The following is a 23,783-nucleotide window of genomic DNA, read 5'->3' as shown; positions in this document are numbered from 1 at the left end:
CCCGCCCGTCGCGGCCGGGCGCGAGATGGGCGGGCGACTACAGGAAGATTTCGTCGATGTCGGACTGGATCTGGGCCTGGCCGGCCGGGGTGGTGATGCGCAGCTTGCCGCTCATCACGAGTTCGTCGAAACCATTGACCTGGTTGCGGCCGTGTTCCTTGGAGTAGTACAGGGCTTCGTCGGCGCGGCCGAGCAGTTCGGCCGGCGACAGGCGCGGATCGATGCGTGCGAAGCCCACCGAGCAGGCGACGCGCCCGACCCGCGGGAATTCGTGCTGGGCGACGGCTTCGCGGAAACGGTCGAAGATGCCCTGTACGTTGTCTTCGGCGACGTTGCGCAGCATGACCACGAACTCCTCGCCGCCGAAGCGGAACAGCTTGTCGTGGTTGCGGAAGCTCTGCCTCATCAGATCGGCGATGCGCAGCAGCACCTCGTCGCCGAACAGGTGGCCGTAGTTGTCGTTGATGCTCTTGAAATGATCGATGTCCACCACGCCGAGCCAGCATGGCTGGCTGACGGCGAGACTGTGCTCGCGGCGTTCGCCGGCATTCAGGCGGGCCTGCTCGGCCTGTTCGGCGGCAGCGATGAGGCGCTCGAAATCGTCGTCGAAGGTGCGTCGGTTGAGAAGCCGGGTGAGGGTGTCGAGGTTGGCGTATTCCCACCCGTGATGCTGGTTGTCGAAGCAGCGCAGAAACAGGCCGAGGGCGGCGCAGTCGGCTTCGCCCGGCTCAACGGGGCTGTGGATCTCGAGCACCCAGCGGGCCTGGCCGAGGGCACCGACGGCGAAGGCCAGGCGCCAGGTGTCGCCTTCGCGCACGGCGGCGTGCCCGTAGTCGGCGTGCAGACAACCGGACAGCAGCGGGTCTACCGGTAGCCATGAATGGCCGTCGCAGACGTCGTCCCAGTAGGTGACGCTGCTGTCGGCCACGCAGTAGCCGAGCAGCCCGACGGTGAGTTCCGGCGGCGTGAAGCGGACGGCGAAGAGCAGGCCGTAGCTGCCCTCGAGGAAGCGCATCGCCGTCTCGGTGGTGTGGCGGTAGATCTCGCGCAGGTCTCGAATGCGCGAGAGGGTTTCCGCACCGGCGAGCAGTGCGAGGGTGCGGGAGGGATCGGGCAGGGCCGCCGGCTGGCGCATGGATGGATCGCGTCTGGGTCTTGAGGGCCGATTAACGTCCGTCGCGGTGGATTCTGAAGCCCAAAACAGGTAGGGCGCGTTGGCGCGCAGTGGGCGAGGCCGCCGCATCTGCGTCCATTTTTTCTTTGTAGCATGGTTTTGTCATGACTGGGCGGCGGATAGTTCCGCCGCCCAGCTCAGACGTTGCGCTGGATCAAACCGATCGGTGGGGCCCAGTCGTCGCCGGGCTTCTTCTTGCGGGTGACCAGCGTGAGCTGGGCCGGCGCGAAGACGTTGGCATTGTGGGTGACCGGCGTGGTGATCAGGTACTGGGCGCGGGTGGCGCGCAGGAAGGTGCCGACGCGGTCGATGTTGGCGATGTCCAGATGCGCGAAAGGCTCGTCGATGAACACGAAACCGCCGGGGCGGGCTTCGTCCATCAGCAGCGCGATCAGCAGGATCAACGACTTCATGACCTGCTGGCCGCCGGAGGCTTCGCCGTCGTTGAGACCGACGGCGCCCTTGCGGTCGAAGTCGAAACGCACCTCGAGGCCGGCCGAGGCCAGCGCCCGGTCGTCGTTCTCGAGCAGCGGCACCGGGCAGTCCACGTCCACGTTGGCCAGGTCACCGAGGGCACGCAGGTTCTTGCCGTACTGGCGGATGGTGATGCGCAGCTTGGCGATGTAGGCGGCGCGGGCGTCGGAGGTGAGGCGGCGGGTCGTCGCGAAATAGGCTTCCCGCTCGGCGTAGTCCCGTTCGCGCTGCTGCAGGTCGGCTTTCAGGCGGCTGGCCAGGGTCAGCACGGTGTCGTCGGTGATCCAGTCGCCATCGCCGAGGCGCTGGCGCAGGCGCTCCAGGTCGGCGCGGGCGCCGCGGGCGTCGCCGTACTTGTCCACCAGCAGGGTGGTCTGCTGAGCTTCGCGCCAGTCGGCCGGCATGCCGCGGCTCAGCTGCCGCAGGCGCTGGATGCGACGGGCCTGTTCGCGACGGCGCGGGGCGGCTTCCTCGGCGAGATCCTGGACCTTGCGGGCGAGGGCGGAGATTTCGCGCTTGCGGCGGTCGAGTTCGATGTCGATGCCGCGCAGGCGTTGGTCGATCTTGTCCACGTCACCCTTCGAGTCGGCACGGGCGGCGATGGCGGCGGTGAGGCGGGCCCTGGCGTCGGGCAGTGCAGCCTCGGCCTGTTCGAAGGCTTCGGCTCGGGCGGCCAGCAGTTGGGCGGCCTCGATGCCGTGCAGGCGGGCGCGCAGGGCGTCGGCTTCTTCCTTCGCGGCATCCAGCTCGGGGCGCAGCTCGCGCAGGCGAGCGTCGATGCTGTGCATGTCGGCGTCGAGCTGCTTGAGGCGGGCGCTGCGGGCCAGCTCACCGAAATGGAATTCGGTCGGCTTGCCCAGGTGGCGGGCGCCGCGCCGTTCCCGGTGGTAGCCGTCGCGGGTGATCCACTCGGTTTCCTTGGGCAGGTGGCGCGCGGCGTCGGCGTCTTCGACACGCTGGATGCGGTTGAGCAGGTCGGCCAGCCAGCGCGGCACGGCGTCGGCGAAACGGATGACTTCGGCCAGGGAACCGTCGGCGGCCGGCGGTGCGGCTTCCAGTTCCGGCACGATGAAGTGGCGGAAGCGATCCTGTTCGCCCAGCGCCCAGGCGGCGTGGCGGTCCTGTTCCCGTTCGAGCAGGATCACGTTGCGGTAGGGGCGCAGCACGGCTTCGACGGCGCCCTGCCAGTCGGGGTCGGTGACCTCGATGATTTCCGACAGGGCCCGGTGGGCGATGCCGGCGTCGGAGAGGCGCTTGCGAAAGCGGCTGACCTCGCCGTCGGGCGGCGGGCCGCGGTGCTCGCGGGTGGCGCGCAGCTGGTTGGTCTTCTCTTCGAAGGCGGCGATGGCGGCCCGCTCCTGGCGCTGCAGTGCGAGCAGCCGGGCGTCGGCCTTGGCGTAGGCGGCCTCCAGATCCACCGCGCCGTCGCCGGCTTCGCGGGCCAGGCGGGCGCGCAGCGCGGCGCGCTCGGCGAGCAGCTTTTCGAAGTCGCGGACGTCGTCGTGGGAGGACAGGTGGGCCTTTTCGGCTTCCAGTTCGCGGCTACGGGCGGCCTTGCGTTCGGCTTCGGCTGCCGCCTTTTCGGCTTCCACCTCGGCGGTGCGGGCCTTGTGGCTGGCCAGTTCCTCGTCACCCCTCTGGTAATCGATGCGGCCACGGGCGATGTCGGCGCGGGCCTGCTCGATGTCGCGCATCAGTTCGGCCGCTTCCAGGCGCGGCACGATCTCGCCGGCCAGCGCGGTCGCTTCGTCGTTGAGCTGTTTCCATTCGAGGAAGCGGTCGGCTTCCAGGCGCTTGGCTTCGGCCTGGGCGCGCAGGCGGTCGAGATCGAGGCCGAGGGCTTCGAGCTCCTTCTCGGCATTGCTCTGCTCTTCGCGGGCGGCAGCGTAGTTGTCGAGCACTTCCTTGTCACCGAACACGTCGAAGACCAGTTCAAGCAGCGCCTTGGGCGAGTATTCGCAGAGCTTGTCGGTGTCGCCCTGCTCCAGCGCCAGCACCTTGGCGATGGCCGGGGTCAGGCCGCCCCAGGCCAGGCGGCTCTGGTAGTCCCGGTAACCGACCCATTCGACGACCTTGTTTTCGTTGGCTTCCAGCGTTTCGATGGGGACGTCGCCGTCGGCGATGGCGTAGTCGCGGGTCCAGTCGCCGCCGGCGCGGCGGATGCGGCAGGCCAGCGTCACTTCGTCCTTCAGGCAGGGGAAGAAGGGGCGCTTGCCGGTGCTGCCGGGTTTGTTGGCGACCACCGCGCGGATCCACGCGAAGCTGCGGTTGGCGCGGCGCACGTAGCGGCGGAAATCGCGCTTGCCGGAGCAGCGCAGGCCGAATAGGGTGCGCAGCGCGTCGAGCAGGGTGGTCTTGCCGGAGCCGTTGGGGCCGACGATGGTGATGATCTGCGCGTCCAGGGGCAGGCTGAAGCGGCGCCAGTAGTCCCAGTGGACCAGTTCGAGTTGCTTGATGTGGAACATTAGTAGTCGTCCTCCGCGTCGGTTTCGTCGACGTGGGCGACGTCATCGTCGGCAAAGGCATCGAGGCTGGGGAGCGTATGACCGGCCTGGGCGAGCACTTCGCCGAGGGTGCCGTGCACGATGCGGTCGGCGAGCGTGCGGTAGTCGAGCAGTACGTCGAGCAGCGGGCCTTCGTGGATCAGGCCGGCCTTGCGCTCGATGAAGCCGAGCTGGGCCAGGCGGGACAGCAGCTTGCCCTGTACATAGGTCTTGTGGCCCAGGGTGTTGGCGAAGTCGGCCAGCAGGGAGGCTTCGACGATCGGGCTGGAGACGGCGTCGCCGCGCTCCACCGGCGCGTTCTTGCTGAACATGTCGCCCTGGCCGTCGTCACCGAGCTTCTGGCGATTCACCTGGCGCTCGCGCTTGGGCAGGATGATCAGTGCCCAGATGACCACCAGCAGCGCCAGCTGGTCGCGGGTCAGGCCGATGTTGCTGGCGGCGTATTCGCGGGTGGCACCGAACACCGGCTCGTGCATGTCCTCGGTGAGGGCGGTGGCGACGTGCTCGGCGTAGGGGTTGTCGATGAGCTGCAGGCCGACGGCGGCGAGGCGGGCGTCGAGTTCCACGCGGAAGGTCTCGTCCACCAGCGCGCGGCGCACCAGCGGGTCGGTGCGCGGCAGGCTGCGGCTGGCCAGCAGGCGGGCGGTGAGGGTCCGGATCTGTTGTTCCATCAGGCTGGGTCGGAAAGGGATGCGGAGGATTCAGGGGCGGCGTCTAGGACGGGCACCGCTTCGGGGGCCGGTAGGCTGCCGTGGGCGCCGACCAGGCCGGCGGACATGGCGGCGATCTCGTCTTCGCCGACCTTCACGGTGGCGGCCTCGAAGCGCACTTCGAGGGGCAGGCGCATGAACTCGCCGATCGGGCCGTCGGCCGGTGTGGCACCGCCTTCACCGCCGCCATCGGCCAGCAGGGCGAGCAGGGACAGGCGGTAGGAGGCGGCCGGGAAGCCGCCGCCGGTGACCACCTTGGCCAGGCTGGCCGGCACCTGATCGGGCTCGGCGAGGCGGGCCAGGCGCTGGCTGAAGTGCTGCAGGAGGCGCAGGTCTTCCTGTTCCGGCTGGCTGCGGCTCGGCGCTTCCTCAGCCGTTGGCAGCGCGATGTCGGCTTCCATCTGTCGAGCCTCTTCCGACAGGGCCAGTTCGGCGCGGTCGAGGAGTTCGTGGCCGCCGGCCAGCAGCGTGAGCTCGGGCGCCGGGGCGAGGCTACCGACAGCGAGGCCGGCCAGCTTGCGGGCATCCAGGCTGCGCAGCCAGGCGGCCACGTCGCTGGACGAGATGCCGGAGCCGCCGAGGGTCACGCGCTGGGCTTCGATCTTGTTCACCGCGCGCTGGAAGGCCGCATCCACACGGGCCAGACGCGACTGGGCGAGGCCGATCCGCTGGGCGATGCGGGCCAGGTCGAAGGACACCTCGGGATCGGCCAGCAGTTCGTGCAGGACTTCGGTGCCCTTCTCGATCCAGCGGGTGTTGGCGGACAGGCGGCGGCGGGCGTCGGCGATGCGGAATTCGGAGCCCGAGGCGATGGCCTCCTCGAAATGCCAGGCCAGGTCGTTGAGCTTGCCGAGCAGGTGGCCGAGGGCTTCCGGCGTGACGCTGCCGACGGCCTGCAGGCCGGCCAGCTGGGCAGTGAGGAAGCCCAGCTCCAGGTCGTCTTCGGCGCTGAAGCTGACCATCATGCCGATTGCCGCCACGGCGTTGCGGCCGAGGTCGGACAGCGCATACAGGCTGTCGTCGCCGATTTCCAGCAGGCCGTTGCCGCGCAGGCGGCGCAGCACGGTTTCGAGCTTGACGTGGTCGAGGAAGGAGAAGCGCTGGCGCAACTGTTCCGGTTCCCAGCGCGGGGCATCGGTCTCCTTGCCGATCTCGCGCAGTACCAAAAGGCGCATCAGCACTTCGGCCTCGCTGCCGTGGAACAGGGTGCTGAAGGCGGACAGCAGCGGGCGGGCCTGGATCAGCGGGGCGAGTTCGGGGACGTCGTCGGCGACGACGCCGGGGGCCAGCAGTTCTTCCAGGCGGACTTCGTTCATGCGGGGATCAGCGGAACAGGGCGAGGGCGGCGACGCGGCGTTCGACCTCGTCGGCCATGCGCTTGTAGGCCGGTGCCCCGACGCCGCCGAAGCGGCGCTGGAACTCGTCGGCCTGCATGGATTCGGGCAGCCCGTCGATGGAGGGCAGCAGGGATGCGTCGCGCAGGCCGGCGGAGACCGCCGCAGCAAGGCGCTCGGGATCGCGTACGGCCAGTTCGCCGAGGCGCGTGCCGGCTCGGTCAGCGGCCAGATCGACGAAGGAGAAGCCGCTGCCGCCGCGGGAGTCGCTGACTTCCTTGTCGAGCCCGATGGCGTTGGCAAGGGGTTCGCCGGTCCAGGCGGCGAGGGCGGCCGAAACCGTGAAATGCTGGGCCAGGTCCTCGCGTCCGCGCAGGGTCAGGGTGATCGGGTGGGGGCGTGGCCACTGGCGGGCCTCGGGAATCAGCAACGCAATGTCGTGGCCGGAAAGCTGGGCGGCGGTGACCAGCAGGATGTCCCGGTAGGCGGTGCTGCGTTCGGTGGGGCTGGTGCGCTCGCCGGCTTCCTGCAGCAGCGGGCCGAGCACGGCGGCAAGCGGTGCGCGGGTCTGTGTGCCGAGGCTGTCGATGCGTGCGACCAGGTGGCGCTGGGCGGAGGCCAGGCCGTCGCGCCGGGCCGGCTCGATGGCCAGCGCACGGGCCGAGTCGAGCAGTTCGGGCTGCCAGGTGTAGGCCACGCGCACGCCTGCCGGCGTCACGGCGACCTGGTCGATGCTGCGGGTCAGCAGCGCGAGGTCGGGCGCGAGACGGGTGTGCTCCAGGTAGTGCCCGAGTGCCGCCTGGAACAGGGCCGGTGGCACGGGTACGCGTCCTACGCGCACCTGTTCGAACTTGAGACCATCGGGGCCGGCGCCGAGCTGGGCGCTCACATTGAGGTAGCGGCCGAGCGGGTTGCGCGGCAGATGGGCGGAGTAGCCGATGTCGGCACCGCCTTGGTGCAGGCGCACCCGAGTGTCGGCCTGCAGGCCGCGGCGGGCGGCGAGGGCCACCAGTGCTTCCAGGTCCGGCCCCGCGATGTCGATCTCGCGCCGTTCGTCGCGGGCCAGCTTGCGCGGGTCGTTCTTGCGCAGGATCGCCTTGGCGCGCATCAGCGCCGCCGGGGCCGGTGCGCTGCCGGCGGTCACCAGCGGGGTGTCTTCCACGGCCTGGAAGGCGAGGACGACGGCTGCCACCGCCAGCAGCACGATGCTGCCGCTCAGCCAGGCAAGGATTCGCAGCATGGTAGCGGTTCGATCAGGATAGGGATGGGAGTGTGCGGGGCCGGGCTGCGGCCCCGCAGCGTGTTACACGCCTTGCTTCAGGCTGGCCTGGATGAAGCCGTCCAGGTCGCCGTCGAGGACGGCCTGGGTGTTGCCGACTTCGTAGTTGGTGCGCAGATCCTTGATGCGGCTCTGGTCGAGCACGTAGGAGCGGATCTGGTGGCCCCAGCCGATGTCGCTCTTGGCGTCCTCGAGCTTCTGCTGCTCGCTCTGGCGCTTGCGCAGCTCGGCTTCGTAGAGGCGCGCGCGCAGCATCGACCAGGCTTCGTCCTTGTTGCGGTGCTGGGAGCGGTCGTTCTGGCACTGCACGACGATGCCCGTCGGGATGTGGGTCAGACGCACCGCGGAGTCTGTTTTGTTGATGTGCTGGCCGCCGGCGCCGGAGGCCCGGTAGGTGTCGGTGCGCACGTCGGCCGGGTTGATGTCGATCTCGATGGAATCGTCCACCTCGGGGAAGACGAACACCGACGTGAAGCTGGTGTGGCGCCGCGCGTTGGAGTCGAACGGGCTCTTGCGGACCAGGCGGTGGATGCCGGTCTCGGTGCGCAGGAAGCCGTAGGCGTATTCGCCGCCGACCTTGATCGTGCAGCTCTTGATGCCGGCCACTTCACCTTCGGACTCTTCCAGCAGTTCTACCTGGAAGCCCTTGCGCTCGGCGTAGCGCAGGTACATGCGTTCGAGCATGCCGGCCCAGTCCTGGGCCTCGGTGCCGCCGGCGCCGGCCTGGATTTCGATGAAGCAGGCGTTGCCGTCCATCGGATTGTTGAACATGCGGCGGAATTCGAGTTCGCCGACCCGGGCTTCGACGTTGGCCACGTCAGCCTCGACGGCCTGCATGGTGTCCTCGTCCTCTTCCATCGAGGCGAGCTCGAACAGATCCTTGCCGTCGGCAATGCCTTGTTCGATTTCCTGCAGCGTTACCACGACGCCTTCGAGGGTCTTCTTTTCCTTGCCGAGTTCCTGGGCGTGCGCGGCGTCGTTCCAGATGTCCGGATCTTCAAGTTGCTTGCTGACCTCGATCAGCTTTTCAGCCTTGGAATCGTAGTCAAAGATACCTCCGAAGTTCGAGCTCCCGCGCCTTCAGGTCGGCGAGCTTGTTGGAGATGGCGTTGAGACGTTCTGCTTCCATGATCGGGGCCCTGGCTGGTGCGGGAAAACCGAGCATTATACCTTCAGGGCGGGCCCGCGGCAGCCCGCCGGGCGTTTGATCCCCGCACGGGGCTCAGCGCGACGGCGTGGCGCCGCTGCCGTCGTCCGGTGGCAGGGGGTTGGCCGGGCTGCGCGACAGCGGAGCGGCCGAGAACTTTGCTTTGCACGCCTGGTACTTGTGCCGGCATCGGTTGGAGCACAGGAATTCGGTGTTGTAGTCGCCCTGGGGGCAGGCGAGCAGGCAGCGGGTGTTGGTCTTGATGCAGTCGGTGACGCTGCCGGCTGGCGGTGCGAGCGTGCTGCGGCGGGTTTCCTTGTCGTCCTCGCGCTTCTTGATTTCCTTGCGCATCAGTCGGAAGGAGCCCTTGGGCTTGTCGTCCTCGCGGGTAGTGTAGATCGTGTAGCGGCCCTCGAACATGGTGCTCTGACAGCTGCCGAACAGTCGCAATGTGAAGGTCGGGGTCAGGAGGATCTTCATGTTGCACTGCCCGTAACGGTTCTCGCCGGAGGAGATGGGGGCGGTGATTGGAGGGGTGGCGCCGGTCGTAACGGTGCCTGTGAGCCGTCCGCTTTGCTCCTTCACCTGAACGGTGATCGGAATGGGGGTCTCGAAGTTGTCGGGGAGCAGCATTCCCTCATAGGTCTCTTCCAGTTCCGCCAGCGCCGGGCCTGAGGCCAGGCCGATCAGGAGCAGAAGAACAAGGCGGCGCAGGAAAGACAGGAGCATTGTCGGTCACGTCACGGGGTAGGGCGCTGCGCGGGCTGCGGCGTCCGCCGCCCGGCTGGGGCGGCGGAGCCCCCTGGTGGGGCAGCGGTGGCCGGCAATTCTAACCCGGTACGACGCTCAGAACAGCTCGTTCGGACCGAGGTAGCGCCATTGGCCGGGCGGGAGGTTGCCGAGCATCACGCGACCGATGCGCACGCGCTTGAGGCCGACGACCTTCAGGCCGACCAGCTCGCACATGCGGCGGATCTGACGTTTCTTGCCTTCGCGCAGCACGAAGCGCAGCTGGTCTTCGTTGAGCCAGCTGACTTTGGCCGGGCGCAGCGCGTCGCCGTCGAGGGACAGGCCGTGGTTGAGCAGCTTGAGGCCTTCGTCGGTGAGGTTGCCCTCGACGCGCACGTGGTATTCCTTCTCGATGGTGGAATCGTCGCCGATCAGCGCACGGGCGATGCGCCCATCCTGCGTGAACACCAGCAGGCCGATGGAGTCGATGTCGAGCCGTCCGGCCGGCGCGAGGCCGCGGTGGTGGGTGCGCAGGTAGCGGTTTTCGGAGGGATCCTCGCTCCAGCGGTTCTCCGCGGTGATCAGCACGCTGGCCGGCTCGTAGCCGTCCTCAGCCTGGCCGGACACGTAGCCGACCGGCTTGTTGAGGAGGATGGTGACGCGGCTGTCCTGGGCGGTCTGGCCGCGGCGGTCGAGTTCCACCTTCTGGTCGGGCTTGACGCGGGAGCCGAGTTCGCTGATCACGCGTCCGTCTACGCGGACCCAGCCCTTCTCGATATATTCGTCGGCTTCCCGGCGGGAGCACAGGCCCAGTTCGGTCATTCGCTTGGACAGGCGGATCGAGCCATCGTCGCGCAGCGGGGAAGGCGCGGGGGCCGGACGTGCTTCGCCGCTCCACTGCTTGCGTTCGTGGCGGGGCGGGCGAGCTTCGGCGGGCTTGGCAAAGTCGCCGCGGGGGCGGCCGCCTGGTTGCGCCGCGCCCTCGCCGTGGCTGTCGTCGCGACGCCGCGGCGGGCGGTCGCCAAAGGGGCGTGCCGGTCGTTCTTCCCCCCAGCGCGGGCGCTCGCCAGCCGCACGCTCGCCGGACGGGCGGGCCGGCTTGTCGCCGAAGGGGCGGGCTGGCCGGTCACCTGCCGGGCGCGGCGGACGATCGTCGCGGGGGCGATCGCTACGGGGACGTTCGTCGCGGAAGCGGTCGCCACCCTGACGCGGCGCTTCCCCGTCGCGGGACGGGCGTGGGCTGCGGCGTTCGGGCTCTGCGTTGGCCTGTTCGGGGAACGAGGCCTTGGCGCGGCTGCGGCCGGGGCTGCCGGCAGCCGGCTTGCGCCAGTCCTTGCCGGGCTTCGGGCCGCTGGGTGCCTGGGGGGCCGCTTCGGGGGCGCCGGCCGCACGCGGCTTGAGTTTCAGTGTGCCCTCGCGGGTGGGCAGCGGGGCGCGGCGGCGGAGCGTATCGGTCATGATCAGGCCTTTCTGGCGGCGGAGTGCAGTAGCTGGAGGTCGGCCTCTTCAAGATAGACCCACTGGCCCTCGGACAGGCCGCTCAGCGGTCCTTCACCGAGGTTGAGGCCACCGAAGCCGCTGCGATGGAGTTGCTCTACATGGTTGCCGGCGGCGGCGATCATGCGCTTGACGACGTGGTACTTGCCCAGGTCGATGCTCATTTCCAGAGTCTTCTCTGCAAGCAGGCGTGCATGGAGCGCAGGTACCGGCTGGGGCTCGTCGATCAGGTCGACGCCGTCGAGCAGGCGCTGCACGAGGGCATCGGTGCCGGGTTCGGCCAGTTCGGCGCGATACACCTTGGGCACGTGCTTCTTGGGCGAGGACAGGTTGTGGATGAAGGCGCCGTCGTCGGAGAACAGCAGCAGCCCGGTGGTGTCCTGGTCGAGCCGTCCGACGCTCTGCACGTTGCGCACCACCAGCTGCTGCGGCAGCAGGGAATACACGCTGCGGTGGTGCTTGGGTTCGTGGGAACACTCGTAGCCGGCCGGTTTGTGCAGGGCGACGTAGGTCTTTTCGCGGTAAGTCCAGCTGTGGCCTTCCACTTCGAAGACAAGACCGGTGGTGTCGATCTCGGCGCCGGGGTCGTCCACGACCTCGCCGTTGACGCGGACTTCGCCGAGTTCTACCCACTGGCGGCACTGGCGACGGCTGCCGAAGCCCTGGTTCTGGAGAATGCGTTCGAGTTTCACGGAATTGCGGTAGAGCGGAATAACTTTTCATTTTCGCGCCTGGAGAAGTCGAAGGCAACCTCGGTGGAGCCGGGGCCGAATTCACCAGTCATGGCTTTGTGTTGAAAACAGTGCGGGCTGCATGAGCTTTGCGTACCAATTCCGGGCATGTGACCTGCATCGTGGTCGTGGCGGAGGCATTGGTGCGTCTGGATTTCACGCTGCCGGAGCGTTGCCCGACGTGCCTCGCGTCCTCGGCATGTCTGGACTGGTTGACTGCGGTGGCGTGCCGGAGCCGTGGGTTCGCCCTTCCATCCGTCGGCGGTCTGTTGATCGCATGGCACTCCCGTGCCCACGAGCCCAGTGGGCTTGCATCCCATTGTCTTTCCCGTGTCACAGTCGTTAAAGATTGCTTCGCCGGCCCCGTAATTGCAGTGCACAATTGCTGCAATTTCTTCGAAGACACGCCGTGATTTCGCCTCGATCCGCTATTCGCCCATCTTCCGGGCTCGTCCGTGTTCGCCCCAGTTCTGCCGGCATGTCCGGGGAGAACTGAGGGTGGCGGTCGTTCATGCTGCACCGGCGGGCTTCCGTCAATTCCGTGCCGATTTTCGTTTCACTGGTTCCCTGCTGAGCATCCTGCGCCCGGTGCAGCGCCATCGTGCCCTGTGCGCCGGCGGCGTCCGGCTTGAGGTGGAGCTGCCGGCGGTGCAGGCAGCCGTTTCGCTTGCCGTCGAGCGGGCGCTGAAGGCGTGTCCGCTCCAGGCGGAGGGGGCCGAGGCGGGGGGCGAGCAGGGTTTTGTCGAAGACCTGGCCGTGGCCTGGCAACAGCTGGTTGAGCGCCGGCATGAGAGTTCCGACGAAATGCTCTTCCTGCGCCACTGCCGTCTGCTTGAGCGGGTGCTCGAGCGTGCGGCACGCCTGGCCGACGAATGGGCCGGCCTGGACCGGGAGCGCGATCGTCTGGTGAGCGCCTATTCACGCCATCTGCCGGCGCTGGCCGAGGCGTTGGGGCAGATCCGCGGCCTGTGCTGCGGTATTGCGGCGGCGGGGCGCTGCTCGCCTTTCAAGCGCACGCGCCTGTTCTTCCAGTGTTCGTCGGCCGAGGCCTTGCTGGTGGCGGCCAATCAGCGCTATCGGGACATGGCGCCGCCGATCGAGGCGCTGGTGGCGCGGACGGCGGCGGAGCGGCTGGTGCATGTGGTACGGGCCGAGTTCCTGCGAGAGCGGGTCGACTACCCGGTGGATGATTTCTACAGGCTGGCAACCGAGGCGATCGATACGGTGTTCGTGTGGATCGAGCGGGTCGGTGACGAATTGATGGGCAGGGCATGAACGGACGGGCGACATTCGGGGCAGGCAAGGCAGCGGCGCGGATGGCGCTGGTCCCCGCCGCGGGGGCGGTGGATGCGTCCCTGGCGGAGCGGGTGCTGGCTGCGCTCGAGGGCATGGTGATCCAGGGGCGGCTGAGCGGAACGGCGGGGGAGCGCAGCCTGACCTTCGTCAGCGAAGGCGCCGAAGCCCTGTGCGGCTGGTCGGCGGAGGTGTTGATGCGGGACGGCGCGCTCTTCGAGCGCCTCGTCGCCAGTGAGGACAAGGCGCCGCTGATGGCCCACGTGCTCGAGGCGGCACAGGCCGAAGGCCGCTACCGGGTCGACTACCGGATCATCCATCGCAATGGCAGCATGCGCTGGGTCAGCGAGCAGGGTGCCGGGCGTTGCGGCGAGGATGGGGTGCTCTACACCGAGGCGCAGATCAAGGACATCACCGAAGAGGTGGCGGCCCAGCAGCAGCTGGCCGATGCCGAGTTGCGCTATCGCAGCATTTTCGATTCAGGCAGCGAGGGGTTGTTCCAGACCTCCAAGGACGGCGTGTACCTGGCGGCCAACCCGGCGCTGGCGGCGATCTACGGCTACGATTCGCCGGCCCAGCTGATTGCCGAACTGCGCAGTGTGGGCCGCCAGCTCTATGTGGACCCGGAGCGACGGGCCGCCTTTATCGCCCAGATGCAGGCCGACGGCGAGGTGCGGGATTTCGTCTCTGCAGTGCGCCGGCGCGACGGCAGCATCGTGTGGATTTCCGAGAGCGCCCACAGCGTGCGCGACGTGGATGGCAATTTCCTGTACTACGAAGGTTCGGTACGCGACATCACGGCCCAGCGGGAAGCCGAGAACCGCCTGCGCTATCAGGCCACCCGCGACCAGTTGACCGGGCTGCTGAACCGCCTGAGTTTCGCCGAGCGTTTCGAGGAGGCGGCGCGGCGGGCCGACCGGCGTGGCGACAACCTGCTGGTGGCCTTCATCGATCTGGACAACTTCAAGGTGATCAACGATTCGTTGGGGCACCTGTTCGGTGACAAGCTGCTGCTGACGGTGGCCTACCGGCTGTCCCAGTGCCTGCGCTCCACGGATGTGCTGGCCCGTTACGGCGGCGACGAATTCGTGCTGATGCTCGAGGACGACGCCCAGGCCGGCAATGTGGAGGCTGTGCTGGCCCGGGTGCAGGAGGCGATTGCCCGGCCGGTGATGCTTGGCGAGAAGGAGGTCACCGTGACCTCCAGCATCGGCGTGGCCCATTATCCGGAGGACGCCCGCAATCTGCCCCAGCTGCTGCAGCAGGCGGACGCCGCGATGTATACGGCCAAGGCGGCTGGGCGGGCGCGGGTGCACCGCTTCACGCCCGAGATCGGCGCCAACGCCACCGAGCGTCTGGCGCTGGAGATGGCGCTGCGCAGCGCCATCGAGCGTAGCGAACTGTCCCTGGTCTACCAGCCACGGCTCGGGCGCGATGGCGAACTGCGTGCGATGGAGGCCCTGCTACGTTGGCACAGCGCGGAGTTCGGCCCGGTGTCGCCGGTGCGCTTCATCCGCATTGCCGAGGAGACCGGCCTGATCGTGCCGATCACCGACTTCGTGATCCGCAGCGTGGCGGCTCATCTGGACGGCTGGCTGCGCGCCGGTCTGGGGTGCCCGCGGGTGGCCATCAACTGCTCGGTACAGCTGTTCCGCGACAGCGGTTTTGCGGCGCGCCTGTTCAGTGTTCTCGAACGCCATGGGTTGCCGCCCCAGTGCATCGAGCTGGAAATCACCGAAACCCAGTTGATGGCGGACCCCCAGCGCATGATCAACACCCTGGCCGAGCTGAAGGCGCGGGGGCTGACGGTGGCGGTGGATGATTTCGGCACCGGCTATTCCAGCCTGGCTTACCTGAAGAGCCTGCCGATCGACGTGATCAAGATCGACAAGTCCTTCGTGGATGGATTGCAGCCGGACTCGGAAGACCTGCAGTTCTCCCGCGCCATCATCAGCCTGGGCCACAGCCTTGGCCTGACCGTCGTCGCCGAGGGGGTCGAAACCGGCCTGCAGCATCAGTTGCTGCGCGATCTGGGCTGCGACGAGTTCCAGGGCTACCGTTTCGATCGGCCGCTGCCAGTGCCGACGGTGCTCGGCAAGCTGCAGAGCATGGATGGCGGGCCCTTGTGGCCGTGGTCCTGCGAGGCTGTGCGCGGGGCTTGAGGGCTCCGTTCCGGCGGCAGGCCGGGGCGTGTCTTCAGCGCCCGCGCAGGAACAGCTTGTCCAGGTCGGCCATGCTCAGGGACGTCCAAGTCGGGCGGCCGTGGTTGCACTGATCGGCCCGCTCGGTGGCTTCCATTTCCCGTAGCAGCGCGTTCATTTCCGGGATCGTCAGGATGCGGTTGGCGCGTACCGCGCCATGGCAGGCCATGGTGGCGAGCAGTTCGTTGCGGCGGGCGGTGACCACCTCGCTGGCCGGGTAATCGCGCAGTTCGGCCAGCAGGGCGCGGACCAGCTCGCTGACCGGTGCCCGCGCGAGCAGGGCCGGTACGCTGCGCACAGCCAGTTCCTGAGGGCCCGCGGGGCCGATCTCGAAACCCATGCGCGCCAGCAGCTCGGCATGCTCCTCGGCACTCGCCATGTCCTTCGGGCCGACCCCGAACACCGCCGGGATGAGCAGGCGTTGCATGCCGGGCGTGCCGTCGAGCAGGGTCTTGAGCCGTTCGTAGAGGATGCGCTCGTGGGCGGCGTGCATGTCCACCAGGATCAGGCCGCTGTCGTTCTGGGCCAGGATGTACACTCCGTGGAGCTGGGCCAGTGCATAGCCGAGGGGCGGTGCCAGATCACCGGCGGGCAGCGGTGTGCTCTCCGGTGCGAAGGAGACCGCCAGGCGGCTCGGCTGTGTCGGTGTCGTCGCGCTTCCGGCGGAGCCGGGCTCCATGGCGTCGGGACGGGCCGACGCCGCGAAATCGAAATAGGCCCGCGACACCGGCTCCATCGCCAGCCGGCCCTGGTAGGGATGGACGGCCTGGGGAGCGACGGGGGAGGGATAGCGGACGTCGGCCTGCGCGGGAAGGTCCCGTGCTTGACGGTCGTTGTCCACGGTGGCGGCCGCGCCGCCGGCCCCGGAGGCGGCCAGTGCGCGGGTCAGCGCGTGGTAGACGAACTGGTGCACGGCCCGGGAGTCGCGGAAGCGCACCTCGATCTTGGCCGGGTGCACATTTACGTCGACGCCGTAGGGATCCAGCTCCAGGAACAGCACATAGGCCGGATGGCGGCTGCCGTGCAGGATGTCGGCGTAGGCCTCGCGGATCGCGTGGGTGACCAGCTTGTCGCGCACGAAGCGGCCATTCACATAGAAGAACTGGGCATCCCGGTTGCTGCGCGAGTAGGCTGGCAGCGAGGCGTAGCCGGTCAGGCGGAGCAGGCCCGATTCGGCCTCGACGAGGCGGGCGGCGGCCAGGAAGTCGTCGCCGAGCAGGGCGCGCACGCGGGCCTCCTTGGTGCCGGACTGCAGCCGGTGGCTGACGCGGCCGTTGTGGGACAGCTGCATGGCCACGTCGGGGCGGGCCAGCGCGACGCGCCGGAAGACGTCGTCGCAATGGGCGAACTCGGTGCCTTCGCTCTTCAGGAATTTACGGCGTGCCGGGGTGTTGAAATACAGGTCGGCCACGTCCACCACGCTGCCGTGGTTGAGGGCGGCGGGGGCCAGTTCGCGGGGGTCGGCGTCGATGCGCCAGGCGTGGGGGGCGCCGTCGGCGCGGCTGGTGATGCTCATCCGCGACACCGCGGCGATGGCCGCCAGCGCCTCGCCGCGGAAGCCCATCGTGCCGACGTGCTCCAGGTCGTCGAGGCTGCCGATCTTGCTGGTGGCGTGGCGTTCCAGGGCCAGTGGCAGCTCTTCCTTCGGAATGCCGCAGCCATCGTCGGCCACCCGGATGCGCCGCACGCCACCTTGTTCCAGCTGCACCTCGACCACCGTGGAGGCAGCGTCCATGGCATTTTCCAGCACTTCCTTGAGTACCGAGGCCGGCCGTTCCACCACCTCGCCGGCGGCGATCTGGTTGATCAGGTGGTCGGGGAGAAGCTGGATGGGCATGGAGTGGATCGTGCGCGGGGGAGGGCACGCATTGTAATGTGGAGACACCTCGCCCACGAGAGGATCGATTGCCGTGAACGCAAAAACGCCCCTGCAACCGAAGGTTGGGCTGCAGGGCGTCGATCTGCTGTGGATCAGAACGACAGGACGTCGAGGCGCTTGATTGCTTGTCCGTTCTTGCTCGGCGTGTCCGGCGTGACGACCCCCTGCTGACGGTGGAGGTCGAGCCGGAGCCGATGCAGTCGAGCACTTTCACGCCGGTCAGGCGCACGCCCGGCGCCATGCCGACCACGTAGGCACCGTTGTCCCTGGCGCCGATGCTTCCGGCCACGTGAGTGCCCGCGGTGGCCGGGGTGCATCTGTTCTTTGCGTCTGGTCAACGAAGTGCGAAAAATCGATGACCAAATAGAAAAGAACTATTCAATTGAATGGCATGGGGGTCGTAATGTGGAGGCGGCAACGGGAAGAGGGTGGAAGTCGTTGCCGGAACATGGACCTAAGGGAGAAAAAAATGAACATCGCGCGCTCCATGCGTGTTTCCACGCGTATCCAGATATTGGTCGGCCTGGCGCTGCTCGGCTTGCTGGTCCTGTGCGTGACGGCTCTGTACGAACTCAAGTCGAGCATGCTCGAAGAGCGGCAGGACAAGTTGAAGAGCCAGGTCGACAGCGCGGTGAGCGTGCTCAAGTATTTCCACGCCCAGGCGCGGGATGGAAAGATGACCGACGAGCAGGCCCGCCAGAATGCCAGGGAGGTCCTGCGCGGTGTCCGATACAGCGGCAACGAGTACATCTTTATTTACCAGACCGATGGCCTGACCTTCCTGCATCCGATCAAGCCGGAGTTCGAAGGGCAGAGCAAGTGGGACATGCAGGATAGCCACGGCAAGTTCCTGATCCGCGAACTGATCGGTGGCGCGGGCCGGGGCGGCGACTTCGTTGAATACACCTGGGAGCGGACCAAAGGCCAGCCGCCCGAGCCTCGGCTGGCGTATGCCGCGGCTTTCGAGCCGTGGAAGCTGACGGTCGGAACCGGCGTTTACATCGACGATCTGGACAAATCCTATGCGGCCATCGCCCGGGTGTTCGGCGGCATATCGGCCGTTTTGCTGCTTGGCCTGAGCGCACTCGGCTGGCAACTGGGGGCGAGCATCCTGCGCCAACTGGGCGGTGAGCCCGCCGAGGTGGCCGCCGTGATGCAGCGGGTGGCGGCAGGCGACCTCAGCGCGGAGGTGCGCGCTGCGCCGGCGGGCAGCCTGCTGCATGACACCGGAACCATGGTCCAGGCGCTGCGTAGTCTCGTCGCGGAGATCAACCGGGAGGCCGACAGCCTGGTCGATAACGCCGGCCGCATTGCCGTGGCATCGGACCAGATTGCCGGCGCTGCCGACCAGCAATCCGACGCCACGTCGGCGATGGCGGCGGCCATCGAGGAGCTGACCGTCAGTTCGAGCCACATTTCGGACAGCGCCACCGACAGTTCGCGCTATTCGACGGAGGCCGTCGAACTGGCCGGGGCGGGGTCGACGCGGGTCGGGCTGGCGGCCTCTGCGATCCGCAAGATTTCGGATACCGTCACCGACGCCTCCGCGCGGATCCGGGCCCTCGAAGAACGGGCTCGCCAGGTGTCGTCGATCGCCAACGTGATCAAGGAGATCGCCGGCCAGACCAACCTGCTGGCGCTCAACGCCGCCATCGAGGCGGCGCGGGCCGGCGAGCAGGGGCGCGGCTTCGCGGTGGTGGCCGACGAAGTGCGCAAGCTGGCCGAACGCACGTCGGCAGCGACCACCGAGATCGAGCAGATGATCGTCGGTATCCAGGGCGACACCGGCGGGGCCGTCGATGCGATGAATGCGGCGCTGCCGGAAGTGCAGGAGGGGGTCGAACTGGCTTCGTCCGCTGCCGAGTTGCTGAAGTCCATCGAGGCGGGGGCCCGGGCCACGCTGCAGCGGGTCGGCGACGTGGCCGATGCGACCCGCGAACAGAGCGCGGCGAGCACGGCCATCGCCCAGCGGGTCGAGCAGATCGCCGGCATGGTCGAGGATTCCACCGGCACCATCCGCGACACCGCGGCGATTGCCCATCAGCTGGAGGGCATCGCCACCAACCTGAAGCAGCAGATCGGCCACTTCAGCGTGTCCTGACGCCGGGATGGCGAGCCCGGACTGTCCGCCGCTATGGCGGGCAGTCCGTATAATCGCGGCCTCTCAATCGACGCGGAGCCCGCCATGAAACTCGGTACCCCTCTTTCTCCCTCTGCCCTGCGCGTGATGCTGCTGGGCTCCGGCGAACTCGGCAAGGAGGTGTTGATTGCCCTGCAACGCCTGGGGGTCGAGACGATTGCCGTGGACCGCTATCCGAATGCGCCCGGCCACCAGGTGGCGCATCGCGCCCATGTGATCCCGATGACCGACGGTGCCGCGCTACGCGCGCTGGTCGAAAAGGAAAAACCCCATCTGATCGTGCCGGAGATCGAAGCCATTGCCACCGACACGCTGGTGGAGATCGAGGCCGAGGGCCTGGCCGAGGTGATCCCGACGGCCCGTGCCGCGCGCCTGACGATGAACCGGGAAGGTATCCGCCGCCTGGCCGCCGAGGAGCTGGGGCTGGCCACGTCGCCCTATCGCTTCGCCGATTCCCTGGCCGAACTGCAGGCCGCCATCGACGGCACCGATGGCCAGCCGGCGATCGGCTATCCGTGCATCGTCAAGCCGGTGATGTCGTCCTCCGGCAAGGGCCAGTCCCTGCTGAAGGGGCCGGACGACGTGCAGAAGGCCTGGGACTACGCTGCAGCGGGTGGCCGGGTGAATCAGGGGCGGGTCATCGTCGAGGGCTTCATCGACTTCGATTACGAGATCACCCAGCTCACCGTGCGCGCCTGTGATGCCTCCGGAACGGTGCAGACCTATTTCTGCGACCCGATCGGCCACGTGCAGGTGTCGGGCGACTACGTCGAATCCTGGCAGCCGCAGGCGATGAGCCCGGTGGCGCTAGAGCGGTCGCGGCAGATCGCCGGCGCCGTCACTGCCAACCTCGGTGGGCGCGGCCTGTTTGGCGTCGAGCTGTTTGTGAAGGGCGACATGGTGTGGTTCTCGGAAGTCAGTCCGCGCCCCCACGACACTGGCCTTGTCACCCTGTGTTCCCAGCGCTTCTCGGAGTTCGAGCTGCATGCGCGGGCCATTCTCGGCTTGCCGGTGGACGTGAGCCTGCGCGAGCCGGGCGCGTCGGCGGTGATCTACGGTGGCATGGAAGCCGAAGGCATCGTCTTTGAAGGGGTGGCCGATGCCCTGGCGGTGCCGCGCACCGACCTCCGCCTGTTCGGTAAGCCGGAGGCCTTTGCGCGGCGCCGGATGGGCGTCGCGGTGGCCAACGGCGCCGACGTGGAAGAGGCGCGGGCGCGGGCCAAGTTGGCCGCCGGCAAGGTCAGGCCGGTACGAAACGCAGGCTGATCAGCCTGCCGGCGGCTGCGCGGCCAGACGGCGCTTCATGGCTGCCGACCGCGTCCACATCCTTGACGAAGGTTTCGATCTGGCCGATGGCGATGCCATGCTCGGCAAAGAAGACCTGCAAGGCCTTCAGGCGCAGGCCGAAGAGCACCGGGTTGTAGTGGCTGGCCGGCGTATTGCCGAAGCCGGTCATGATCAGGCGGATTTCCGGCCGGGCCTGCACGAGCAGGGCGATCTCGCCGAGCAAGGCGGCGTAGGTGGGATTCAGTTCGGTTTGCCGGTTGTCGAAAGCCTGTGTCGTATCGACGGTCAGGTTGACCGCCCGCGCGTCGTCCTGCCAGGTGGTCTTCAGACCGGCGGCACGGGCCAGGCGGGCGATCTCCCCGGCCAGGCTGTGCCAGCCGGTGGGGCGTACCGCCACGGCGCTGGAGGCGATGGCGCTGCCCGGATCGGGAGCGCCGGCCAGGCCGCTTTGCGTCAGCAGCAGTCCGCTGGTGGCCAGCAGGCCGCAGGCGAGGGGGAAGAGGGCGGCACGAAGGCGGCGCCGTGGGCCGGCGGTGTCGTCGTGCAAACCGGGGGCGGTTGCGGGCATGGGTGTTTCCTGGAAATTCGGGGGCTGTCGTGAAGGAGGCCGGTCTGGCGATGGCCATCGGCAAAGCGCTTCGTACTTGAGTAGACTGTATTGGTATAAATATAATTTGCGCAAATGAATTCAGCAAACTCTTCGCCCAAGGCGCGCTCCACCGGTCCTGCAGAGGAGTCTTTGGCCTTCGCAATCCTCAAACAGTTCCGCCTCATCTATGGTTCCGTCAAGCAGCATTTCCGGGAGGTCGAGCAGCGCTGCGGCGTGTCGGGTTCCCAGCTGTGGCTGTTGCACGAGATCGCCCGTACGCCGGGAGTCGGCGTGTCGGAGCTGGCAGGACGCCTGTCGATCCACCAGTCCACTTGCAGCCAGTTGGTGGATAAGCTGGAGACCCGTGGCCTGGTGAGCAAGCGTCGCAAGCCGGAAGACCAGCGCCGCGTGGGTCTGGAGGTCAGCGGCAGCGCGGCGGATGTGCTGCAGGCCGCGCCGGGGCCGGCGGAAGGCGTGTTGCCGGAGGCCTTGCAGGGTTTGTCGGAGGAGGCTTTGCTACGGCTCCATGCCGGGCTGGCCGATGTCATCGGTCAGTTGAAGACCCGCGACGAGCGGAGCGTCGACAAGCCGCTGGCCGATTTGTAGACGATGCAGGGCGGCAGGCCCTGGAAGGAGAGCGAGCGTGGCAAGGAACAAGACGATCCGTATCGGGCTGTCAGCCCGCCTGTTTCATCCGAAGGAAGGGGCAACGGGACTCGAGTCGAAGACCCTGCAGGTCCTCGAACAGTCGATTGCGCAGTGGATCATGTCGCGGGATGTGCTGGTGCTGATGGTGCCTTCCATCCTGAAGGACGGGCCCATCCACCGCAGCAACATCCGCTTGCGCGATTACGCCGAATACCTCGATGGCCTGGTGCTGCAGGGGGGCGCGGACGTGAGTCCGGAGGCCTATGGCGAGCAGCCGCTGAAGGAGGAATGGACCGGCGACCGGGTTCGCGATGCCTACGAGATGGAGCTGCTCCATGAGTTTGTTGAGCTCGGCAAGCCGGTGCTCGGCATCTGCCGCGGCATGCAGCTGATCAATGTGGCTTTCGGCGGCTCCCTTTACCAGGACATTCCGACTCAGTTCGGCGGCTCGGGCCGCCACCAGGCCGAGGCCTACGACCTGCATCACCATTCGGTGCGCTTCGAGGAGAAGGGGCAGTTCGAGCGTTGGTTCGGTGGCGCCGATGGCGGGCGTGTGGTGTCCATCCACCACCAGTGCGTGAAGACCCTGGGCCGCGATCTGGTCGTCGAGGCGGTGTCGTCGGATGACGGCATGGTCGAGGCGATCCGCCACACGGGGAGAAGTTTTGTGGTGGGGGTCCAGTGGCATCCGGAGTTCCACACGCCGGGCCGCACGGATCTGCTCGACTGCGTGCCGCTGCTCGACGCCTTCCACGCCGCGGCACGGGGGCGCTGAGCGCATTCGCCGCCTGCGCTGGAACCAATCAGGCCGGGCAGGTTCCATCTAAAAGTCGCACAACGAGACGGCCGTCGGGGTCGCCTCATCAGCAGGAATCATTCAATGGCCGGTTTCGAGAACTATCTGCAGGACACCCAGGACATCGAACGCGAGATCGAGCGCAGGGGGGTGGCCCTCGGTATCGACTGGAGCAATGCGGAGCAGGTGCGGGCGCTGGCCCGGGAAGCGATCGAGCATGTCCCGTCGGATGTTCAGCGGGCGATGGTCAGGCCCATCGACTACCAGTTGCTCGCCAAGGTCGAGCTGTTCGGCCTGGCGGCCCTGATGCTGCGCACGATGGAGGAGAGCGCCAGCACCGGCTTCGAGAGCCATGGCGGACTGATCTGGAAGACATTTGCCCGGGCCCTGTGGGCGGAGGCCGGGGAGCATCGGTCCGGAGCCCCGGAAACGCCGGGGAAGACGGGCTGACTGGGGGATACGGGCAACCCGTAGGGGAGCGCACCGGCAAGGGCTGGCACGCGTGCCCACGGGGAGCCGCCAAACTGCTGCTTACTTGTCCTTGTGCTGGAAGTCGACGCGGCGGTTTTCGGCCCAGCAGCGCTCTTCGGCACAGCTTTCACGCGGCTTCTCGGAGCCGAAGCTGACCGCCTCGATGCGGGCATCGGGCACGCCCTGCAGCACCAGTGCCTTGCGCACGGACTCGGCGCGCTTCTGGCCGAGGGCCAGGTTGTATTCGCGGCTGCCGCGTTCGTCGGCGTTGCCTTCCACGGTCACCGCATCATTGGCGTGGCCTTTCAGGAAATCGGACTGCTGCTTGACCACATCGTGGTACTTGGCTTCGACGGCGAACTTGTCGAAGGCGAAGTAAACACTCTTTTTGGCCAGTTCTTCACGCTGAGCCTTCAGCTTCTGGGCTTCCAGTTCAGCGGCGGACAGGCCGGGCGCGGCAACGGGAGCGGGGGCGGCCTGGGCCGCGGAGACCGGCTGCTCGGTCGAGGCGGCCGGTTTTTGCGCGGTGGTCGAGCAGGCGGCCAGCACAAGGCTGCAGGCCAGGGTGGACAGGAGGGACTTGTTCATGGAGTGACTCCAGGAGTGGTGGGAGGAAAACGGTGGGAATGGCGTGGGTGTGCGCGGCCATGCTGCCCGTGGGGCAGGCGGGCCGTCCGGGCAGGCGCAACGGCCTGGTCGGTGGGGGAGCGATCGGGGTCGGCAGGCACTTCCCGGATGCGGGCGCATCCGTCACAACAGGGAGCCAGCAAAGGGCACACGGAAGTCAGTTCTAGGCTTACAGCTATCGATTGATATCAATTGTATTTGTGTAAATGTTTTTGCGAAAGGGTGTCGTTGGGCTTTGAGGTGGGCCGGGTGCTGCGTGAGAGGGCTGTGCGC

Annotated in this window: 19 protein-coding genes and 1 pseudogene; 7 read left to right on the top strand and 13 right to left on the bottom strand. The window is 67.7% G+C overall.

All coding sequences use genetic code 11. The annotated features are described in order from the left end of the window. Nucleotides 1-37 precede the first annotated feature (37 nt). From B4920_RS17730 to B4920_RS17690, 9 genes are all read right to left on the bottom strand, one after another. Nucleotides 38-1,135: a GGDEF domain-containing protein gene (locus B4920_RS17730; protein WP_161493329.1), complete on the bottom strand. Its 1,098-nt coding sequence runs from the start codon at nt 1,133-1,135 to the stop codon at nt 38-40. Between the two features lie 176 nt (nt 1,136-1,311). Beyond that, nucleotides 1,312-4,113, bottom strand: coding sequence for an AAA family ATPase (locus tag B4920_RS17725; protein ID WP_079435949.1), 2,802 nt, complete (start codon nt 4,111-4,113; stop codon nt 1,312-1,314). Further along, nucleotides 4,113-4,823, bottom strand: coding sequence for a hypothetical protein (locus tag B4920_RS17720; RefSeq protein ID WP_079435948.1), 711 nt, complete (start codon nt 4,821-4,823; stop codon nt 4,113-4,115). Before B4920_RS17720 ends, B4920_RS17725 begins: the two co-directional genes overlap by 1 nt. After that, nucleotides 4,823-6,178, bottom strand: a complete 1,356-nt coding sequence (locus tag B4920_RS17715; RefSeq protein ID WP_079435947.1) for a hypothetical protein — start codon at nt 6,176-6,178, stop codon at nt 4,823-4,825. Before B4920_RS17715 ends, B4920_RS17720 begins: the two co-directional genes overlap by 1 nt. A gap of 7 nt (nt 6,179-6,185) precedes the next feature. Next, entirely contained in the window at nt 6,186-7,436 is a 1,251-nt protein-coding gene (locus B4920_RS17710) for a hypothetical protein (protein ID WP_079435946.1), read from the bottom strand. Between the two features lie 63 nt (nt 7,437-7,499). After that, nucleotides 7,500-8,604 (bottom strand): peptide chain release factor 2 gene (prfB, locus tag B4920_RS17705; protein WP_139379546.1). Its coding sequence is split into 2 segments (ribosomal slippage): nt 7,500-8,522 and nt 8,524-8,604, totalling 1,104 coding nucleotides; the frame shifts between segments, so codons are not numbered across the junction. 93 nt (nt 8,605-8,697) lie between these two features. Beyond that, nucleotides 8,698-9,351, bottom strand: coding sequence for a hypothetical protein (locus tag B4920_RS17700; RefSeq protein ID WP_079435945.1), 654 nt, complete (start codon nt 9,349-9,351; stop codon nt 8,698-8,700). A 117-nt stretch (nt 9,352-9,468) separates the two neighbouring features. Next, nucleotides 9,469-10,809, bottom strand: a complete 1,341-nt coding sequence (locus B4920_RS30525; protein ID WP_079435944.1) for a pseudouridine synthase — start codon at nt 10,807-10,809, stop codon at nt 9,469-9,471. Between the two features lie 2 nt (nt 10,810-10,811). After that, nucleotides 10,812-11,540, bottom strand: coding sequence for a pseudouridine synthase (locus B4920_RS17690; RefSeq protein ID WP_079435943.1), 729 nt, complete (start codon nt 11,538-11,540; stop codon nt 10,812-10,814). 537 nt (nt 11,541-12,077) lie between these two features. On the opposite strand from B4920_RS17690, the gene B4920_RS17685 reads away from it, so the two are divergent. Further along, entirely contained in the window at nt 12,078-12,854 is a 777-nt protein-coding gene (locus tag B4920_RS17685; protein WP_079435942.1) for a hypothetical protein, read from the top strand. Between the two features lie 41 nt (nt 12,855-12,895). Beyond that, nucleotides 12,896-15,034, top strand: coding sequence for a bifunctional diguanylate cyclase/phosphodiesterase (locus B4920_RS17680; protein WP_161493328.1), 2,139 nt, complete (start codon nt 12,896-12,898; stop codon nt 15,032-15,034). 34 nt (nt 15,035-15,068) lie between these two features. Here B4920_RS17680 and mutL read toward each other — a convergent pair whose 3' ends face one another. Both mutL and B4920_RS30995 read right to left on the bottom strand, forming a co-directional pair. Beyond that, nucleotides 15,069-16,910, bottom strand: coding sequence for a DNA mismatch repair endonuclease MutL (gene mutL, locus B4920_RS17675; RefSeq protein WP_079435940.1), 1,842 nt, complete (start codon nt 16,908-16,910; stop codon nt 15,069-15,071). Between the two features lie 184 nt (nt 16,911-17,094). Then, nucleotides 17,095-17,193 (bottom strand): annotated as a pseudogene (locus B4920_RS30995) (hypothetical protein); the annotation flags it as partial. A 228-nt stretch (nt 17,194-17,421) separates the two neighbouring features. On the opposite strand from B4920_RS30995, the gene B4920_RS17670 reads away from it, so the two are divergent. Both B4920_RS17670 and purT read left to right on the top strand, forming a co-directional pair. Continuing rightward, complete coding sequence (locus B4920_RS17670; RefSeq protein ID WP_079435939.1) at nt 17,422-19,053, top strand: methyl-accepting chemotaxis protein; 1,632 nt, start codon at nt 17,422-17,424, stop codon at nt 19,051-19,053. A gap of 84 nt (nt 19,054-19,137) precedes the next feature. After that, the gene (gene purT, locus B4920_RS17665) at nt 19,138-20,358 is read left to right on the top strand and encodes a formate-dependent phosphoribosylglycinamide formyltransferase (RefSeq protein ID WP_079435938.1); all 1,221 of its coding nucleotides are present in this window, start codon (nt 19,138-19,140) and stop codon (nt 20,356-20,358) included. On the opposite strand, the gene B4920_RS17660 is transcribed toward purT, so the two are convergent. Then, nucleotides 20,333-20,947 (bottom strand): hypothetical protein, encoded by a 615-nt coding sequence (locus B4920_RS17660; RefSeq protein ID WP_079435937.1) that lies wholly within the window; start codon nt 20,945-20,947, stop codon nt 20,333-20,335. The genes purT and B4920_RS17660 overlap by 26 nt on opposite strands. Nucleotides 20,948-21,118: 171 nt before the next feature. Between B4920_RS17660 and B4920_RS17655 the strand changes: the two genes are divergently transcribed. The 3 genes from B4920_RS17655 (at nt 21,119) to B4920_RS17645 (ending at nt 22,862) form a co-directional block, all read left to right on the top strand. After that, on the top strand, nt 21,119-21,574 hold the full coding sequence (locus B4920_RS17655; RefSeq protein ID WP_216819937.1) for a MarR family winged helix-turn-helix transcriptional regulator: 456 nt from the start codon (nt 21,119-21,121) through the stop codon (nt 21,572-21,574). A gap of 37 nt (nt 21,575-21,611) precedes the next feature. Further along, nucleotides 21,612-22,391 carry a gamma-glutamyl-gamma-aminobutyrate hydrolase family protein gene (locus B4920_RS17650; RefSeq protein WP_216819935.1) on the top strand — a complete coding sequence of 260 codons (780 nt, stop codon included), beginning with the start codon at nt 21,612-21,614 and terminating at the stop codon, nt 22,389-22,391. A gap of 105 nt (nt 22,392-22,496) precedes the next feature. After that, complete coding sequence (locus B4920_RS17645) at nt 22,497-22,862, top strand: hypothetical protein (RefSeq protein WP_079435934.1); 366 nt, start codon at nt 22,497-22,499, stop codon at nt 22,860-22,862. 81 nt (nt 22,863-22,943) lie between these two features. Here B4920_RS17645 and pal read toward each other — a convergent pair whose 3' ends face one another. Continuing rightward, nucleotides 22,944-23,471 carry a peptidoglycan-associated lipoprotein Pal gene (gene pal / locus B4920_RS17640; RefSeq protein ID WP_079435933.1) on the bottom strand — a complete coding sequence of 176 codons (528 nt, stop codon included), beginning with the start codon at nt 23,469-23,471 and terminating at the stop codon, nt 22,944-22,946. Nucleotides 23,472-23,783 lie beyond the last annotated feature (312 nt).

The sequence above is a fragment of the Zoogloea sp. LCSB751 genome (assembly GCF_002028455.1).
Classification (GTDB): Bacteria; Pseudomonadota; Gammaproteobacteria; order Burkholderiales; family Rhodocyclaceae; genus Zoogloea.
This window is presented reverse-complemented; position numbering and strand designations above follow the sequence as displayed.

Coding starts and splice junctions, on each gene's coding strand:
- B4920_RS17720 (WP_079435948.1), bottom strand. CDS start 4,823: ATGGAACAACAGATCCGGACCCTCACCGCCCGCCTGCTGGCCAGCCGC.
- B4920_RS17725 (WP_079435949.1), bottom strand. CDS start 4,113: ATGTTCCACATCAAGCAACTCGAACTGGTCCACTGGGACTACTGGCGC.
- B4920_RS30525 (WP_079435944.1), bottom strand. CDS start 10,809: ATGACCGATACGCTCCGCCGCCGCGCCCCGCTGCCCACCCGCGAGGGC.
- B4920_RS17715 (WP_079435947.1), bottom strand. CDS start 6,178: ATGAACGAAGTCCGCCTGGAAGAACTGCTGGCCCCCGGCGTCGTCGCC.
- B4920_RS17710 (WP_079435946.1), bottom strand. CDS start 7,436: ATGCTGCGAATCCTTGCCTGGCTGAGCGGCAGCATCGTGCTGCTGGCG.
- purT (WP_079435938.1), top strand. CDS start 19,138: ATGAAACTCGGTACCCCTCTTTCTCCCTCTGCCCTGCGCGTGATGCTG.
- B4920_RS17730 (WP_161493329.1), bottom strand. CDS start 1,135: ATGCGCCAGCCGGCGGCCCTGCCCGATCCCTCCCGCACCCTCGCACTG.
- B4920_RS17645 (WP_079435934.1), top strand. CDS start 22,497: ATGGCCGGTTTCGAGAACTATCTGCAGGACACCCAGGACATCGAACGC.
- pal (WP_079435933.1), bottom strand. CDS start 23,471: ATGAACAAGTCCCTCCTGTCCACCCTGGCCTGCAGCCTTGTGCTGGCC.
- mutL (WP_079435940.1), bottom strand. CDS start 16,910: ATGCCCATCCAGCTTCTCCCCGACCACCTGATCAACCAGATCGCCGCC.
- B4920_RS17670 (WP_079435939.1), top strand. CDS start 17,422: ATGAACATCGCGCGCTCCATGCGTGTTTCCACGCGTATCCAGATATTG.
- B4920_RS17660 (WP_079435937.1), bottom strand. CDS start 20,947: ATGCCCGCAACCGCCCCCGGTTTGCACGACGACACCGCCGGCCCACGG.
- B4920_RS17680 (WP_161493328.1), top strand. CDS start 12,896: ATGGCGCTGGTCCCCGCCGCGGGGGCGGTGGATGCGTCCCTGGCGGAG.
- B4920_RS17700 (WP_079435945.1), bottom strand. CDS start 9,351: ATGCTCCTGTCTTTCCTGCGCCGCCTTGTTCTTCTGCTCCTGATCGGC.